General features: G+C 37.3%; 14 protein-coding genes, 2 tRNA genes, 3 rRNA genes and 2 riboswitches. Of the genes, 16 read left to right on the forward strand and 3 right to left on the reverse strand.

The features are described from left to right. From AC1DS7_RS27985 to tsaD, 8 genes are all read left to right on the forward strand, one after another. A 23S ribosomal RNA gene (locus tag AC1DS7_RS27985) occupies positions 1–205 on the forward strand; the annotation flags it as partial. A gap of 102 nt (positions 206–307) precedes the next feature. Then, positions 308–423 (forward strand): 5S ribosomal RNA (gene rrf / locus AC1DS7_RS27990). A 12-nt stretch (positions 424–435) separates the two neighbouring features. Continuing rightward, positions 436–512, forward strand: a tRNA-Met gene (locus tag AC1DS7_RS27995). A gap of 3 nt (positions 513–515) precedes the next feature. Then, positions 516–591, forward strand: a tRNA-Asp gene (locus tag AC1DS7_RS28000). 174 nt (positions 592–765) lie between these two features. Then, positions 766–1,239: a tRNA (adenosine(37)-N6)-threonylcarbamoyltransferase complex ATPase subunit type 1 TsaE gene (gene tsaE / locus AC1DS7_RS28005; protein ID WP_002009995.1), complete on the forward strand. Its 474-nt coding sequence runs from the start codon at positions 766–768 to the stop codon at positions 1,237–1,239. Continuing rightward, complete coding sequence (tsaB, locus tag AC1DS7_RS28010) at positions 1,220–1,912, forward strand: tRNA (adenosine(37)-N6)-threonylcarbamoyltransferase complex dimerization subunit type 1 TsaB (protein WP_002140168.1); 693 nt, start codon at positions 1,220–1,222, stop codon at positions 1,910–1,912. Before tsaE ends, tsaB begins: the two co-directional genes overlap by 20 nt. A gap of 13 nt (positions 1,913–1,925) precedes the next feature. Then, positions 1,926–2,369 (forward strand): ribosomal protein S18-alanine N-acetyltransferase, encoded by a 444-nt coding sequence (rimI, locus tag AC1DS7_RS28015; RefSeq protein ID WP_002063534.1) that lies wholly within the window; start codon positions 1,926–1,928, stop codon positions 2,367–2,369. After that, positions 2,369–3,385 carry a tRNA (adenosine(37)-N6)-threonylcarbamoyltransferase complex transferase subunit TsaD gene (tsaD, locus tag AC1DS7_RS28020; protein WP_002029447.1) on the forward strand — a complete coding sequence of 339 codons (1,017 nt, stop codon included), beginning with the start codon at positions 2,369–2,371 and terminating at the stop codon, positions 3,383–3,385. The genes rimI and tsaD overlap by 1 nt, the downstream gene beginning before the upstream one ends. Before the next feature lie 412 nt (positions 3,386–3,797). Here tsaD and AC1DS7_RS28025 read toward each other — a convergent pair whose 3' ends face one another. Beyond that, a complete protein-coding gene (locus AC1DS7_RS28025; RefSeq protein WP_098169066.1) occupies positions 3,798–5,720 on the reverse strand; it encodes an ABC-F family ATP-binding cassette domain-containing protein in 1,923 nt (640 codons plus the stop codon). A 187-nt stretch (positions 5,721–5,907) separates the two neighbouring features. Between AC1DS7_RS28025 and AC1DS7_RS28030 the strand changes: the two genes are divergently transcribed. Then, positions 5,908–6,537, forward strand: coding sequence for a redox-sensing transcriptional repressor Rex (locus AC1DS7_RS28030; protein WP_000372704.1), 630 nt, complete (start codon positions 5,908–5,910; stop codon positions 6,535–6,537). Between the two features lie 29 nt (positions 6,538–6,566). On the opposite strand, the gene AC1DS7_RS28035 is transcribed toward AC1DS7_RS28030, so the two are convergent. Beyond that, a complete protein-coding gene (locus AC1DS7_RS28035) occupies positions 6,567–6,758 on the reverse strand; it encodes a YdiK family protein (protein ID WP_001246201.1) in 192 nt (63 codons plus the stop codon). Further along, the gene (locus tag AC1DS7_RS28040; protein WP_002063533.1) at positions 6,755–7,504 is read right to left on the reverse strand and encodes a CPBP family intramembrane glutamic endopeptidase; all 750 of its coding nucleotides are present in this window, start codon (positions 7,502–7,504) and stop codon (positions 6,755–6,757) included. Before AC1DS7_RS28040 ends, AC1DS7_RS28035 begins: the two co-directional genes overlap by 4 nt. A gap of 402 nt (positions 7,505–7,906) precedes the next feature. Between AC1DS7_RS28040 and groES the strand changes: the two genes are divergently transcribed. From groES to AC1DS7_RS28075, 7 genes are all read left to right on the forward strand, one after another. Next, the gene (gene groES / locus AC1DS7_RS28045) at positions 7,907–8,191 is read left to right on the forward strand and encodes a co-chaperone GroES (protein WP_002009985.1); all 285 of its coding nucleotides are present in this window, start codon (positions 7,907–7,909) and stop codon (positions 8,189–8,191) included. A 37-nt stretch (positions 8,192–8,228) separates the two neighbouring features. After that, positions 8,229–9,863 (forward strand): chaperonin GroEL, encoded by a 1,635-nt coding sequence (groL, locus tag AC1DS7_RS28050; RefSeq protein WP_002029451.1) that lies wholly within the window; start codon positions 8,229–8,231, stop codon positions 9,861–9,863. Between the two features lie 139 nt (positions 9,864–10,002). Next, positions 10,003–10,104: riboswitch (purine riboswitch) on the forward strand. A gap of 165 nt (positions 10,105–10,269) precedes the next feature. Then, on the forward strand, positions 10,270–11,808 hold the full coding sequence (gene guaA, locus AC1DS7_RS28055; protein WP_012260212.1) for a glutamine-hydrolyzing GMP synthase: 1,539 nt from the start codon (positions 10,270–10,272) through the stop codon (positions 11,806–11,808). Between the two features lie 155 nt (positions 11,809–11,963). Continuing rightward, positions 11,964–12,065: riboswitch (purine riboswitch) on the forward strand. A gap of 128 nt (positions 12,066–12,193) precedes the next feature. Then, the gene (locus tag AC1DS7_RS28060) at positions 12,194–13,519 is read left to right on the forward strand and encodes an NCS2 family permease (RefSeq protein ID WP_012260213.1); all 1,326 of its coding nucleotides are present in this window, start codon (positions 12,194–12,196) and stop codon (positions 13,517–13,519) included. A 145-nt stretch (positions 13,520–13,664) separates the two neighbouring features. Continuing rightward, positions 13,665–14,366 (forward strand): response regulator transcription factor, encoded by a 702-nt coding sequence (locus tag AC1DS7_RS28065; RefSeq protein ID WP_002029454.1) that lies wholly within the window; start codon positions 13,665–13,667, stop codon positions 14,364–14,366. Further along, the gene (locus AC1DS7_RS28070) at positions 14,350–15,855 is read left to right on the forward strand and encodes a sensor histidine kinase (RefSeq protein WP_012260214.1); all 1,506 of its coding nucleotides are present in this window, start codon (positions 14,350–14,352) and stop codon (positions 15,853–15,855) included. Before AC1DS7_RS28065 ends, AC1DS7_RS28070 begins: the two co-directional genes overlap by 17 nt. A gap of 294 nt (positions 15,856–16,149) precedes the next feature. After that, positions 16,150–16,247 (forward strand): 16S ribosomal RNA (locus AC1DS7_RS28075); the annotation flags it as partial.

A 16,247-nucleotide genomic window follows, 5' to 3' on the forward strand; every position in this document is an offset into this window, starting at 1 on the left:
TTGTTCTGCCAAGGGCATAGCTGGGTAGCTATGTGCGGAAGGGATAAGTGCTGAAAGCATCTAAGCATGAAGCCCCCCTCAAGATGAGATTTCCCATAGCGTAAGCTAGTAAGATCCCTGAAAGATGATCAGGTTGATAGGTTCGAGGTGGAAGCATGGTGACATGTGGAGCTGACGAATACTAATAGATCGAGGACTTAACCATATAATATGAAGCTAATGTTATCTAGTTTTGARAGAATATAAAAAACTTRTTGACTTTAAATGTCGAATRAGTTATGATAATTCTTGTCTTAAATGAATAYAGTCTGGTAATGATGGCAGAGAGGTCACACCCGTTCCCATACCGAACACGGAAGTTAAGCTCTCTAGCGCCGATGGTAGTTGGGACCTTGTCCCTGTGAGAGTAGGACGTTGCCAGGCTATTTATATCATCGCGGGGTGGAGCAGTACGGTAGCTCGTCGGGCTCATAACCCGAAGGTCGCAGGTTCAAATCCTGTCCCCGCAACCAAATGGTCCCGTGGTGTAGTGGTTAACATGCCTGCCTGTCACGCAGGAGATCGCCGGTTCGACCCCGGTCGGGACCGCCATTTTATATAAAGAAAAGAACGAAACAAGTTGTTTCGTATTTTTTTATTTGTTTTAACAAAAAACTAATAAAGACAGTCAAACTATCCTTAGGAAAACTCCTAAGGACTTTTTTATATATTTAAAACCTGTATAATAAAGAGCAGAGAACATTGTGAGTAAAGTAGGTGAAGTCTGTGAGTAAATATGAAATAACAACAAAATCTTCCGAAGAAACCCAGCGATTATCAGAAAAATTAGGGAGACTTGTAAAAGAAAAAGATGTAATTATTTTAGAAGGTGATCTTGGAGCTGGCAAAACGACTTTTACGAAAGGACTAGCAAAAGGTCTTGGAGTGAAAAGAGTCGTAAATAGTCCTACCTTCAATATTATTAAAGAATATAAAGGAAGATTACCGCTATATCATATGGATGTGTATCGTTTAGCGGAAAGTGAAGAAGATTTAGGATTTGATGAGTATTTCTATGGTGAAGGGATCACAGTAGTAGAATGGGCTCATTTAATAGAAGCATATTTACCGAATGAGAAGTTGCAAATTAGTTTATTCCATGCTGGAGATGATACAAGAAAAATTGTACTCGAGCCAATTGGAGATCGCTATATTAGATTATGTGAGGAGCTATTACAAGATGAAAGTACTAGCAATTGATACTTCAAATTACGTAATGGGTGTATCCCTTATTGAGGAAGGGAACGTGATTGGGGAAATCATTACAAATTTAACAAAAAACCATTCTGTACGTCTTATGCCAGCTGTAGAGAAACTGTTAAAAGAATGCGGTGTAAAACCGAAAGAATTGACTAAAATTGTTGTAGCATCTGGACCGGGATCATATACAGGTGTTCGTATAGGTGTGACAGCGGCAAAAACATTAGCTTGGTCACTTCAAATACCAATTGTAGGTGTATCAAGTTTGGAAGTGGTGGCTGCAAATGGTACTAATTTTAATGGACTAATTTGTCCTTTATTTGATGGCCGACGTGGTCAAATTTACACGGGGTTATATACATATGAAGGAGAGCGTATAACTTCAATAGAAGAAGACCGAATTATTCTTATTGTTGACTGGTTGCAAATGTTAAAAGATAAAGAACAGCCTGTTTTATTTATTGGTAATGATGTTAAATTGCATAAAGAAACAATTGTAGAATATTTAGGTGATCAAGCTGTATTTGCTCCGTTCACTAAGAATAACCCGAGACCAAGTGAATTAGCATGTTTAGGATTACAAAAAGAAGAACAAGACGTGCATACGTTTGTTCCTAGCTATCTTCGTTTAGCTGAAGCTGAAACAAAATGGTTAGAAAGTCAAAAACAATAGGGGCCTACAGAAGATGGATATGATATTTAGAAAGATGGCACTCGATGATATTGCTCAAATTGTAGCTATTGAAGAAGCATCTTTTTCAACCCCTTGGACTGCAGATGCCTTTCACCGTGAATTAGAGGTGAATGAACATGCACATTATGTCGTGCTAGAAAAAGATGGTCTCGTAATTGGATATTGTGGATTGTGGATAATTATTGATGAATCACATGTAACAAATATAGCTATCCTGCCGGAATACAGAGGTCAAAAGCTAGGGGATGCCTTATTGAAAGAAGTCATTTCCGAAGCGAAAGGGTTAGGAGTAAAAACAATGACACTTGAAGTACGCATGTCAAATGAAGTAGCAAAGCAGTTATACAGAAAATACGGATTTCAAAATGGTGGGATTCGTAAACGATACTATGCAGACAATCAGGAAGATGGTCTTGTAATGTGGGTGAATATATAATGGAAAAAAATATAATTATACTTGGTATTGAAACAAGCTGTGATGAAACAGCTGTAGCAGTTGTTAAAAATGGAACGGAAATCATTGCGAATGTCGTTGCATCGCAAATTGAAAGTCATAAGCGTTTTGGCGGAGTAGTACCAGAGATTGCATCCCGTCATCATGTAGAAGAAATCACAGTTGTGTTAGAAGAAGCTTTAAAAGAAGCGAATATCACTTTTGAGGATATTGATGCAATTGCTGTAACAGAAGGCCCAGGTTTAGTCGGAGCACTTTTAATAGGTGTAAATGCAGCGAAAGCTGTGGCTTTTGCTCATGATATCCCTCTAGTTGGTGTTCATCATATTGCTGGTCATATTTATGCGAATCGTTTAGTAAAAGAAGTACAATTCCCGTTACTATCGCTTGTTGTATCCGGTGGACATACGGAGCTTGTTTATATGAAAGAACATGGTTCATTTGAAGTGATTGGTGAAACGCGAGATGATGCGGCAGGAGAAGCTTACGATAAAGTAGCTCGTACATTATCAATGCCTTATCCAGGTGGTCCTCATATTGATCGCCTTGCGCATGAAGGAAAACCAACAATTGATTTGCCTCGTGCGTGGCTAGAACCTGATTCGTATGATTTCAGCTTTAGTGGATTGAAATCAGCAGTTATCAACACTGTGCATAACGCAAAACAGCGCGGTATAGAAATTGCACCAGAAGATTTAGCAGCAAGTTTCCAAGAAAGTGTAATAGATGTACTTGTAACGAAAGCGTCTCGTGCAGCAGATGCTTATAATGTAAAACAAGTGCTTCTTGCTGGTGGAGTAGCTGCTAATAAAGGGCTTCGTGCACGTTTAGCAGCAGAATTTGCACAAAAAGAAAATATAGAGCTAATTATTCCTCCTCTATCTTTATGCACAGATAATGCAGCGATGATTGCAGCTGCAGGTACAATTGCATACGAACAAGGAAAACGCGCTACATTAGCTTTAAATGCAAATCCAGGATTAGATATTGAAGCATAGTTATACACAAAATTAACCACAGCCTGTGGATAAAACCCGTATTATCTGTTGATAATATGGGTTTTTTTGTGTACATAAAATGTGTATAACTTTTTATGTAGTTGTGGATAATGTGGAAAAGTTATTTGGAAGTTTATATTGTAAAGGTGGATATGTGCATAACCTTGTGGATAACATAGAGGAAGTCTGACCTTTGAAGAAATTCTTTTTTGGGAAATAAAAAACAAGGAGATGCCAAAAAAAATTTTGAAACATCCTCCACTTATTATATAAGGTGCTACTATTGTCAATCCTTGTCGAATCGGTTATATAATTTTATTTACTATGGTATTGATTCCAAAAAAGAAAATAAAAAGGAGGTCATCTCGTCAAAAAGCCCGACTTATGAGACATCCTCCTCTTTTAAATTCTCTTATATATGCAGTTCTTCCCATTCTGCCATACAAGCTTCAAGCTGTTCTTGCAGTGTTTGCTTTTTAGTTGTAATTTCACTAGCCTTTTCATAATCTGCATATATTTCTGGTAAGCAAAGCTGATCTTCTAACGTAGCAATTTCTTCTTCTAAGCCTACGATATTTTGTTCCAGTTCTTCAATTTTTCGAGTACGTTGACGCTCTAGCTGTTTACGTTCTTTTTCTTCGAGATAATTTAATTTTTCTTGTGCTACCACTTTTTGAACAGGTACTTCATCTTCTTGCTCTAGTTCCGCACGTTCAATCATTTCATTTTTCTTTTCAACGTAATAATCGTAATCACCTAAATATTCTTGTGCACCTTCTGTTGATAACTCAACAACGGTTGTCGTTACGCGATTAATAAAATAGCGGTCATGAGAGACGAATAGAAGAGTACCTGGGTAATCAATTAAAGCATTCTCCAAAATCTCTTTACTATTTAAATCAAGATGGTTTGTTGGCTCATCGAGAATTAATAAATTGGATTTTTGCATCATAAGTTTTGCAAGAGCTAGTCGAGCCTTTTGTCCACCACTAAGAGAAGATACTGGTTTGAGTACATCATCCCCTGTGAATAAAAAGTTGCCTAGTATAGTGCGAATTTCTTTTTCAGGTTGCAGGGGATATTCATCCCATAATTCATTTAAAACTCGCTTCGAAGATGTTAAGTTGGCTTGTTCTTGATCATAATAACCAACAGATACACTTGAGCCGAAAGCAACGTTTCCATGTAATAGCTGTAACTTATTCACAATGGATTTTAATAATGTAGATTTTCCAATTCCGTTTGGCCCAACTAAGGCAACACTGTCACCGCGAGTTAAGCGCATATTTACATGTTCAATAATCGGTTCCTGATAATAGCCAATAGTTGCATCTTTCACTTGTAAAACATCATTTCCACTTTGTTTTTCAATATCGAAGTGGAAGGAAGCTGATTTAGAATCGCCTAATGGTCTAGTTAATACTTCCATTCTGTCTAATTGTTTACGGCGACTTTGAGCGCGTTTTGTCGTAGATGCACGAGCTATATTTTTTTGTACAAAGTCTTCCAGTTTAGAAATTTCATCTTGTTGTTTTTCATAACGCTTCATTTCTTGCTCGTATAGAGCTGATTTTGAGTCTAAATATTTACTGTAGTTACCAACAAATCGTCGGCTTTCCTTATTAGAAATTTCGTATACTTGTGTAACGAGTTTATCTAAGAAATAACGGTCATGGGAAACGATTAAAATCGCGCCAGGATAGCCTTGTAAATATTGTTCAAGCCATGTTAGTGTCTCAATGTCCAAATGGTTTGTAGGTTCGTCTAAAATAAGTAAGTCTGGTCTAGTTAATAATAATTTCCCAAGAGCTAATCGAGTCTTTTGTCCACCACTTAATGTGGAAATTTTCGTCTGATGCGTTTCAACTGGGAAGCCAAGACCGCTTAAAATTGAGCGTATATCCGCTTCGTACTGATAGCCGCCTTGATCTTTATAATCTAATTGTAATTGGTCATAATCAGCTAATAATTTCTCATATATAGCCGCATTTGAAAAGTTTTCTTCTTTTCCCATCTCTTGCTCTAGCCTTCGAAGTTTTGTCTCCATCTGCTGCAAGTGTGTAAAGACGGTTAACATTTCATCCCAAATTGTTAAAGACGTTTCTAATCCGGTATTTTGAGCTAAATACCCCATTGAGACATCTTTCGGTTTTATAATTTCACCACCATCATGAGATAACTCGCCAGCTATTATTTTTAATAATGTAGATTTTCCAGCTCCATTTCGTCCGACTAATGCGATACGATCTTTTGTTTGTACTTCCAATTTTATGTTTGCAAGAATCGTTTCTGCACCGTATAATTTCGAAAGCCCATTCACTTGTAATAATATCAATGTTTTCACCTCAAATAATTTCTTAACTTTGCCATGTTTATATTTCTCAATCATACTAAAAATAGTGTATAGTTTAAAATAAAGAGAGAATACTTCTTCTCTTTATTATACAAGGAAATTCATGAGTACTAAACTTCTGTATTTGATTCAAGTATAAGAATAAAGATAGGAAGAGAGGAGAGGTTATATGGATCAGCAAAAAATTCCACAGGCCACTGCCAAACGATTGCCTCTATACTATCGATTTATCCAAAACTTATCTCTTTCTGGTAAGCAACGTGTTTCATCAGCCGAATTGAGTGAAGCGGTAAAGGTTGATTCCGCAACTATTCGAAGAGATTTTTCATATTTTGGAGCGTTAGGGAAAAAAGGATATGGATATAACGTAAATTATTTATTATCATTTTTCCGTGAAACACTCGACCAAGATGATATAACACGCGTGGCACTTATTGGAGTAGGTAATTTAGGGACCGCTTTCTTACATTATAATTTCACGAAAAACAATAATACAAAAATTGAAATGGCGTTTGATGTTAGTGAAGAGAAAGTTGGGACAGAAATCGGAGGCATTCCTGTATATCATTTGGATGAACTAGAAGAACGTTTATCAACTGATATACAAGTGGCAATATTAACGGTACCCGCTACAGTAGCGCAATCTGTGGCAGATAGATTGGCAGAAACGAACGTGCATGGTATTTTAAATTTCACACCAGCACGCTTAAATGTGTCAGAGAATATAAGGATTCATCACATCGATTTAGCTGTAGAGTTACAAACTCTTGTTTACTTTTTGAAGAATTATCCACAATAAAACGCAGAGGAGATGACCTCTGCGTTTTATTATTGTTTTTTCTTTGTGAATTTAACTAAGATAAGGCGAAGTGCCAAATTAAAATCAATTGTTGCCATAACTGCAAATAGTATTGTCCACATATTCCAGATTGTATCTGTTACGTTCGTAATGGCGAAGCGTGTAAAGATACATCCAAGAAGAAAGTACAATGCAGCCATGAACAATGGTGAGTTTCTCATACTAAAAATCCTCCGATAAAGCCTTGCATTTTTTCAGCTTCTTTAATCATTTCTTGAATTTGCTCATTGCTCATAAAAATTTGTCCAATAGCGACTAATGTATTCATTGCCACATGGGCTGCTATAGGAACGATAATGCGTTTCGTTTGTACATATAAAAAGGCGAATACGAGCCCCATAGAAGTGTATACCAATAAGTGAGTAAAATCAAAATGAATCGCCGCGAATACAAGTGAACTAATGATAGCAGCAACAAAGAAATTAAATCTCTTATAAAGTGTGCCAAATAAAATTTTTCTAAATACGATTTCCTCTAAGATAGGTCCGATTATAGATACAACAATGAGGAACCAAGGTGTCGTTCTTGCAATTTCCATCAGCTTCATTGTATTTTCCGAACCTTGTTTAATTCCTAGTAGACGCATTTCGATCATACCGGCAATTATTTGGGAAGAGAAAGCTAAGAGAATACCGATTATAATCCAACCAACTGTAGCTGGGATCGTAACACGCATTTTATCTAAATGCCTGTCACGAATATCTATTCTAAGTAACCAAAGCACGATACATAATGCAACAAAGAAGCTAATGATTGCCCAATGTCCCGTTATGATTTGACCTTTTTCCTCCATGGTAAATCCTCTATTATCATAGAGCCCTGTTTTTAGGAGTAGTGGTAAGCCAACAATTCCAGATAACTGCATTAAAATGTATGTAACGATAATCCACCAATATTGTTTCTTCAAATGGTTTAACCATCCTTTCTAACTCTAGTGTATGAGATAAGGTAGGATAACATGTAAATATGCTACCTACGATATAAACTTTCATTTGAATTATATTTTTTTTGTAAATAAGTATTTGAAAATAAAATAGGAGACAGGAAAAAGTTGTACGTTTAGCGAAAACAACTTAGGGTGTCTTTCATATTGTAACATACAAGAAGTGGGAACAACGATTCATATAGTAAAGGCAGTAGAAGAAGTAATGATATATAGGAAAGTGCATAAAGTAATTTGCGAAAAAATTATGATTTTTTTACTTGCAAAAGAAATTGAGATTATTTATTATTAGAAGTGTGTTAGCACTCGTGTGACTTGAGTGCTAATAAATAAAATTTACATAACAAAATGAGGAGGTTATTGTTCATGCTAAAGCCATTAGGTGATCGCGTTGTAATTGAACTTGTTCAAGCAGAAGAAAAAACAGCAAGTGGTATTGTATTACCAGAAACTGCAAAAGAAAAACCACAAGAGGGTAAAGTTATTGCAGTAGGTACAGGCCGAGTGCTTGAAAATGGTGAGCGTGTTGCTTTAGAGGTAGCAGCAGGTGATCTTATCATCTTCTCAAAATATGCAGGTACTGAAGTGAAATACGAAGGTACAGACTACTTGATTTTACGTGAAAGTGACATTTTAGCAATTATCGGTTAATTATATACATTTTAAAAATCCAAGGGGGTCAATTATTATGGCAAAAGATATTAAATTTAGTGAAGAAGCACGTCGTTCGATGCTTCGCGGTGTCGACACTCTTGCAAACGCAGTAAAAGTAACGCTTGGACCAAAAGGTCGTAACGTTGTACTTGAGAAAAAATTCGGTTCACCACTTATTACAAATGACGGTGTAACAATCGCAAAAGAAATCGAATTAGAAGATGCATTCGAAAACATGGGTGCGAAATTAGTAGCAGAAGTTGCTAGCAAAACAAACGATGTAGCTGGTGACGGAACGACAACTGCAACTGTATTAGCGCAAGCTATGATTCGTGAAGGTCTTAAAAACGTAACAGCTGGTGCAAACCCAATGGGGCTTCGTAAAGGTATCGAAAAAGCTGTTACTGCTGCAATTGAAGAATTAAAAGCGATTTCTAAACCAATCGAAGGTAAATCTTCTATCGCACAAGTAGCTGCTATTTCTTCGGCTGACGAAGAAGTAGGTCAATTAATCGCTGAAGCAATGGAGCGCGTTGGTAACGACGGCGTTATTACTTTAGAAGAATCTAAAGGATTCACAACAGAATTAGACGTAGTAGAAGGTATGCAATTTGATCGTGGATATGCATCTCCTTACATGATTACTGATTCTGACAAAATGGAAGCAGTTCTTGATAACCCATACATTTTAATTACTGACAAAAAGATTTCTAACATCCAAGAAATCTTACCAGTATTAGAGCAAGTGGTACAACAAGGTAAACCACTTCTTATCATTGCTGAAGATGTAGAAGGCGAAGCGTTAGCTACATTAGTAGTGAACAAACTTCGTGGTACATTCAATGTAGTTGCTGTTAAAGCTCCTGGATTTGGTGACCGTCGTAAAGCAATGCTAGAAGATATCGCAATCTTAACTGGTGGCGAAGTAATCACTGAAGAATTAGGACGTGACTTAAAATCTGCTACAGTTGAATCTTTAGGACGTGCTGGTAAAATTGTTGTAACGAAAGAAAACACAACTGTAGTTGAAGGTATTGGAAATTCACAACAAATCGAAGCTCGCATCGGTCAAATCCGCGCGCAATTAGAAGAAACTACTTCTGAATTCGATCGTGAAAAATTACAAGAGCGTCTTGCTAAACTTGCGGGCGGTGTAGCAGTAATTAAAGTAGGTGCAGCAACTGAAACTGAGTTAAAAGAGCGCAAACTTCGCATTGAAGATGCACTTAACTCAACTCGTGCAGCAGTAGAAGAAGGTATCGTTGCAGGTGGTGGTACTTCACTTATGAACGTATACACAAAAGTAGCTTCTATCGTAGCTGAAGGCGACGAAGCAACAGGTATCAACATCGTACTTCGTGCACTAGAAGAGCCAGTTCGTCAAATCGCAATCAACGCTGGTCTAGAAGGATCTGTAGTTGTAGAGCGTCTAAAAGGCGAAAAAGTAGGCGTTGGTTTCAACGCAGCTACTGGCGAATGGGTTAACATGCTTGAGTCTGGTATCGTAGATCCAGCTAAAGTAACTCGTTCTGCACTTCAAAACGCAGCATCTGTTGCAGCTATGTTCTTAACAACTGAAGCTGTAGTTGCTGACAAGCCAGAACCAAATGCACCAGCAATGCCTGACATGGGCGGCATGGGCATGGGTGGTATGGGCGGAATGATGTAATTCCGTTCTCCCGAAAAACATCCACTTCTATATAGAAGTGGATGTTTTTTTATGTTTTTGAGCGCAGGAAAATAATTTCTGTAGAATTTTGTCGCTTTCTCTCTTGACCATATCGATACTTCATTGTTAGAATCTAGGAAGATAATATAAAACAATCCTTCATATATCCTCGATGATATGGTTTGAGAGTCTCTACCGGGTTACCGTAAACAACCTGACTATGAAGGCAGTGCGTCTTATATTTATAAAGAGCGGAAGACTATCTTTCTTTATAAAGCCAGACCCCTGCCTTTTCTTTGTCATGAGACTAGAGGCGGAGGACTGGCTTTTTTTATTATATTAGTAATGCTTTTCGCCAAATTGGTGAAAATATTTATATACGAGAACTAACGTTGGGGTGATTATTTTGAAGAAGCAGCATGATACAATTATCGTTTTAGATTTTGGGAGTCAGTACAATCAGTTAATAGCACGTCGAATTCGTGAGTTCGGTGTATACAGTGAACTTCATCCACATACAATTACTGCAGAAGAAATTAAAGCAATGAATCCAAAAGGGATTATCTTCTCTGGTGGACCAAATAGTGTATACGGTGAAGGCGCATTACATTGTGATGAAAAAATCTTTGAACTAGGATTACCGATCTTCGGTATTTGTTACGGTATGCAGCTTATGACACAACACTTCGGTGGTAAAGTAGAACGTGCAAACCACCGTGAGTATGGAAAAGCTGTTCTTAAAGTAGAGAACGAATCAAAATTATATGCGAACCTTCCAGAAGAGCAAGTTGTATGGATGAGCCATGGTGACTTAGTAACTGGTTTACCTGAAGGATTCGTAGTAGATGCAACAAGTGAGTCTTGTCCAATTGCTGGTATGAGCAATGAAGGGGAAAACTTATACGGTGTACAATTCCACCCAGAAGTACGTCACTCTGAGCACGGAAACGATTTAATTAAAAACTTCGTATTCGGCGTATGTGGTTGTTCTGAAGGATGGAACATGGAGAACTTTATCGAAGTAGAATTAGAGAAGATCCGTGAAACTGTTGGAGACAAAAAAGTATTATGCGCACTTAGTGGCGGTGTAGACTCTTCTGTTGTAGCAGTATTAATTCATAAAGCGATTGGTGACCAATTAACATGTATTTTCGTGGACCACGGTTTACTTCGTAAAGATGAAGCAGAAGGTGTTATGAAAACATTTAGCGAAGGCTTCCATATGAACGTTATTAAAGTGGATGCACAAGAGCGCTTCATGAACAAGTTAAAAGGTGTAGAAGATCCAGAGCAAAAACGTAAAATCATCGGTAATGAATTCATTTACGTATTTGATGATGAAGCTTCTAAATTACAAGGAATGGACTTCCTAGCGCAAGGTACACTTTACACGGACATCGTTGAAAGTGGTACAGCAACTGCACAAACAATTAAATCTCACCATAACGTTGGTGGACTTCCAGAAGACATGCAGTTCAAATTAATTGAGCCTTTAAATACTTTATTTAAAGACGAAGTACGTGTATTAGGATCAGAACTAGGAATTCCTGATGAAATCGTATGGCGTCAACCGTTCCCAGGTCCAGGACTTGGTATTCGTGTATTAGGTGAAATTACAGAAGAGAAATTAGAAATCGTTCGTGAATCTGATGCAATTTTACGTGAAGAAATTATAAAAGCAGGATTAGACCGCGAAGTTTGGCAATACTTCACTGCGCTTCCTGGTATGCGTAGCGTAGGTGTTATGGGTGACGAGCGTACTTACGATTACACAGTAGGTATCCGTGCAGTAACATCTATCGATGGTATGACAGCTGACTGGGCACGTATCCCTTGGGACGTATTAGAGAAAATCTCTGTACGTATCGTAAACGAAGTAAAACACGTTAACCGTATCGTGTATGATATAACGAGTAAGCCACCAGCAACTATTGAGTGGGAATAGTATTGTAATAAAAAAGATCCATCTATCGTTCATGTATAGATGGATCTTTTTGTTTTTACCCTTAATACGAACGAAAATATAAAAGTTTATAAAAATGTTCGTTTTTAAATTGACAAAACCACCTCCTCGAGTTAATATGAGTATGTAATTCAAACGAAAAGTGAATATTATGCCGTCGTATAATATCGGGGATATGGCCCGAAAGTTTCTACCTAGCTACCGTAAATGGCTTGACTACGAGGCGTTTTGATAAAGATGAGGGGAAACTTGTCTTTATTCATAGAACGCTTCCATGTATATGCAATGGAAGCCTTTTTTATTTTTATAAATAAAAGAGGGCTAGGGTGACATACGGCGAGTAATCATATAACGGGGGAAACGTAAGATGAAACGCTATTTTCAGTTTGATGAACTCGGCACAAATTATAAAACAGAGTTCATAGCAGGTTTAACGACATTTCTATCTATGGCTTACGTACTATTTGTCAATCCTGCTACGCTGTCACTTGGAAATGTTAAAGGATTACCGGCAGGTACAGGAATGGATCCAGGTGCAGTATTCGTTGCTACAGCATTAGCAGCGGCGATTGGTTCGTTAATTATGGGGATATTTGCGAAGTATCCGATTGCTTTAGCGCCAGGTATGGGAATAAACGCGTTCTTTGCTTATACAGCGGTGTTAACGATGGGAATTCCGTGGCAAACGGCAATTGCTGGAACATTAATGTCAGGTATTATCTTTATTATTCTTACTGCTTCAGGTATTCGGGAAAAAATCATTAATGCAATTCCAGTAGAGTTAAAGTTTGCAGTAGCGGCGGGTATCGGATTATTCATTGCCTTCCTTGGATTCCAAAATGCCGGAATTATCGTAAAGAATGATGCTGTCCTTGTTGGATTGGGGGATTTAACGAAGGGCACAACGTTATTAGCAATTTTCGGAGTTGTTATTACAATCATCTTCATGATTAAGAAAATAAATGGTGCTGTTTTCTACGGCATGATTCTTACGGCAATTTTAGGAGTAGCAACAGGATTAATTGATACTCCGAAAGCTGTGGTGGGAGCAATACCGAGTCTAGAACCAACGTTCGGGGTAGCATTAACTCACTTTGGAGACATTTTCACTGTTGAAATGGCGATTGTTATTATAACGTTCTTCTTTATCGATTTCTTTGATACAGCAGGTACGCTTGTAGCGGTTGCGAATCAAGCGGGATTAATGAAGAACAATAAATTACCACGTGCAGGTAAAGCGTTATTTGCAGATGCGATTGCAACTGTAATTGGTGCGATTTTAGGTACATCAACAACAACGTCTTACATTGAATCGTCTGCGGGGGTAGCAGCAGGAGGACGTTCTGGATTTACAGCGGTTGTAACAGCAGGGTTCTTCTTACTGGCACTATTCTTCTCACCACTATTAAGTGTTGTGACACCAGCTGTAACAGCGCCAGCATTAATTATTGTAGGAATCTTGATGGTTTCATCTTTAGGAGAAATTGATTGGAAGAAATTCGAGATTGCAGTGCCAGCGTTCTTTACTATCATTTCAATGCCACTTACGTATAGTATCGCAACAGGAATTGCAATCGGGTTTATCTTCTATCCAATTACAATGGTTGTGAGTGGTCGTCGTAAAGAGATTCATCCAATTATGTATGTTATGGGAGTTTTATTCGTACTATATTTCATCTACGTTCGTAAATAAAAGGGGTTTTTTGAAAGGTCTAGACTTGAGGGGAGTCTAGACCTTTTTTGCGTCTTCAGAAAATCTTAAGGATTTCCGAGCGTTTTTCTTCAGAAGTTTTCTTATAATAGAAGTTAGGGATTAAAAAAGTGATGGGGGAGATAGTATGGCCGGGGAAACAATACTTGTCGTAGATGATGAAAAAGAAATTAGGAACCTTATTACAATTTATTTAAAGAACGAAGGATATAAAGTACTGCAAGCAGGGGACGGAGAAGAAGGGTTACGTATATTAGAAGAAAATGAAGTGCACTTAGTCGTATTAGATATTATGATGCCGAAAGTAGATGGTATTCATATGTGTATGAAAGTAAGGGAAGCGAAGGAAATGCCGATTATTATGCTTTCGGCAAAAACGCAAGATATGGATAAAATTTTAGGATTAACAACAGGTGCAGATGATTATGTAGCAAAACCGTTTAATCCGTTAGAGTTAATCGCAAGAATTAAATCTCAGCTACGTCGTTATATGAAAATGAATGGCTTTGCTATTCAAAATGAGGACGAGTTAGAAATTGGAGAGATGAAAATAAACATCTCCACTCATACAGTCATTGTGGATGGAGAAGAAGTGAAACTGACCCCGAGGGAATTTTCAATTTTAGAATTACTAGTCCGTAATCCGGGGATGGTCTTTAGTGCGGAACAAATTTATGAAAAGGTTTGGAACGAAAGATCTTTCCAGTCGGATAACACGGTAATGGTTCATATTCGGAAAGTGCGTGAAAAGATTGAGGAGAATCCAAGGAAGCCAATATATATAAAAACAGTATGGGGAGTGGGGTATAAGATTGAAAAAGATATTTAATCCATTTACTTATGTTAGGAAAATTCGAGAATTAATTGGAAAGATAGTGAAGAATGTGAAACGGAGTATACGAATTCAACTTATTACTGCGTTTACTGCTTGTGCGTTGTTAGGGATTTTGTCAGCGAAGGCAGCAGCACCGTTTTTTGAGAATGCGAATCGAGAGGCGACGATCGATTATCGGGTTGGTATGGAACAAATTAATCAACAAGCTCAAAGCGTGGCAAATAGTTCAGTTCATGAAAATAAATTAGAAGCTATATCAACTATGATTGAAATAGAGAATCAAAATTTAGAACAAAACTCTAGAGCTTTAAAAGTGTTGGTCACTGACGAGAGCGGTAAAGTTTTATATAAAACGAAGCAGGCGCAAGAAGAGCAAATTGATTTGCATAATACAATTCGTAATGCATCATCGTTTGCGATTAATTATATGAATGGTAGAAAAGAATTTGAAAGTACGAGAAAAGAATTTATAGCTTTTGCACCTATTACAATAGAAGATAAGAATTTATACATGTTTGTTAGTGGGATTCCAGAAGGTGAAGTAATATATGATACGCAAGAAGGACCGTTTCCGTTTTTCATAGGTGTACTTGTATTTATTTTCTCTTTCTTCTATATAACAAAGAGAAAGATGAAGCAAATTGAAGCGATGGCACAAGGTGTAAAGGAAATAGAAAAAGGAAACTTAGCGTACCGTATTGAGAAAAAAGGTGAAGATGAGATTGCGTCTTTAACTGAGAATATTAATAATATGGCGGAAGAGCTTATGAATAATATAGAAAAGGAACGTAAATTAGAGAAGCAAAAGAATGAGCTTATTACGAATGTATCTCACGATTTACGTACACCACTGACTTCTATAATGGGTTACTTGCGATTACTTCGAGATTCTAAATATGAAAATAAAGAACAACATGATGAGTATACGAGAATTGCTTTTGCAAAGTCGGAGCAGTTAAAGAACTTAATAGAAGATTTATTTGAGTATACGAAGTTAACGAATGAACAAGTTGTATTAGAAAAACAGGAAGTGTGTGTAAATGAGTTACTTGATCAATTAATAGAAGAGTTAGTACCACAAGCGGAAGAGCATGGCCTTATGTTTGTTAAGAAGTTTCCTGAGGAACGTGCATATGCGATGATTGATTCGGAAAAGATGGTTCGTGTATTCGACAACTTACTAATGAATGCAATTAAGTATAGTAAAGATGACGGAGAGATAAAAGTTTCTCTTCAAAGGCAGCGCAGGAATATACAAATTGTTATTGCGAATCATAGTGAAGAGTTTACGAGAGAAGAGTTAGGGAACTTGTTTGAACGGTTTTATAAGAAAGATCAATCAAGAAGTAGAGTAACAGAAGGTTCGGGGCTCGGATTAGCTATTGCGAAAAGTATTGTTGAGTTGCAAGGTGGTAGTATTCGAGCTGAGTATGAGGACGGGATCGTTCAGTTCATCGTTTCATTACCAATTATAGAAAAATAATAAATGAATAGAATGTTATAGGATAAAAAGGCTTATTTTAAAAGGAATAAGCCTTTTTATATTTTTTAGAAAAACATATTGACGATTAGAGTTTAGAGGTGTAATATAAAACAAGTCGCCGATAGCAACAACGCAGAAAGCGACAAAACAAAATGAAAAACTTAGTTGACATTGAAATATGAAAATGTTAACATAAGGGAGTCGCAAATGAGCGGCAAACAAGTTCTTTGAAAACTGAACGAAACAAACAACGTGAACGTCAATTTTTATTTTTAGATGCTAGACAAACTAACTTTATTGGAGAGTTTGATCCTGGCTCAGGATGAACGCTGGCGGCGTGCCTAATACATGCAAGTCGAGCGAATGGATTAAGAGCTTGCTCTTATGAAGTT

The sequence above is a fragment of the Bacillus sp. P4_E1 genome (assembly GCF_056401715.1).